The sequence below is a fragment of the Aquitalea sp. S1-19 genome, assembly GCF_024343515.1.
Genome location: NZ_RJTZ01000150.1, coordinates 4,469 through 5,561 on the forward strand (window position 1 = coordinate 4,469; position 1,093 = coordinate 5,561).

General features: G+C 55.2%; 1 protein-coding gene. It reads left to right on the top strand.

Annotated elements, in window-relative coordinates; genetic code table 11:
- Positions 1 to 170: 170 nt before the first annotated feature.
- Positions 171 to 1,093 (top strand): extracellular solute-binding protein (locus tag EGI20_RS16010; protein WP_498632662.1); only part of this gene is annotated, 923 nt, incomplete at its 3' end.

The following is a 1,093-nucleotide window of genomic DNA, read 5'->3' on the forward strand; positions in this document are numbered from 1 at the left end:
TCCGGACATTCTGGGTGGTACCGATTCGATCATGATCGGCAACCTGATCAAGCAGCAGATTCTGGATACGCGCGACTGGCCGTTTGGTGCGGTGCTGTCGATCATGTTGACGGCAGGCGTATTGGGTATTGCGGCCTTGGGCTCGCTAGTGGCAAGGGGAGGGGTGAAGCGTGGCTAAGAAGCAATCCGTCTGGCTGTGGGTATCGGCCATCTCGACTTACCTGTTTCTTTACCTGCCGCTGGTGATCGTGGTGGTGTTCTCGTTCAATGATTCCAAGCTGAACGCGGAATGGGTGGGCTTTACCTTCAAGTGGTATGACCAGCTGTTTCACAATGACAAGATGCTGACTGCTGCCGGCCACTCGCTGATGATTGCGATTGCGGCCAGCTTGCTGTCTACCTTTTTCGGGACGCTGGCCGGGGTGGCAATGCACAAGTACAAGCTGCGCATCCTGCCGTTTCTGGTGCTGACACCCATCGCGATTCCCGAACTGCTGACCGGTGTCAGTCTGGTGATCTTCTTCGTGATGGTCAATCAGGTGTTGGGCATACTTGAGCTGGGGCTGTTTACCATCTTGTTGTCGCATGTGGCGTTCTGTATCGGTTTTGTCGCCATCGTGGTCAAGGCGCGCATGCAGGGTATGGATGACTCGCTGGTCGAGGCGGCGCGCGATGTGATCCTGAAGGCCAAGCCTTACTGGGCCACCTTTAACAACCAGAGCTATATCAAGGAGCTGACAGTCGGCAATATGCTGGTGGCGATGGGTTACTCCAACGATATGGTGCAAGCGCGTGAAGATGCCAAAAAAGCCAAGCGTCCGTTTGTCGTCAGCTTTGGTTTGCAGAAAGAGGGCAATACCATGTCGGTCGATAACTTCGTCGTGCTGAAGGATGCGCCGCGCAAGGATCTGGCCTATCAGTTCATCAACTTCATGCTGGATGGCAAGAATGGTGCCGAGCTGACCAATAGCATGGGTACCGGCAGCCCGAATGCGGCATCGATGGCTTTCGTTAACAAGGAGATTGCCAAGTCGTCGGCGGTTTTCCCGACCAAGGCCGATATGCCGCGCCTGCAGCAATTGCAGGACCTCAA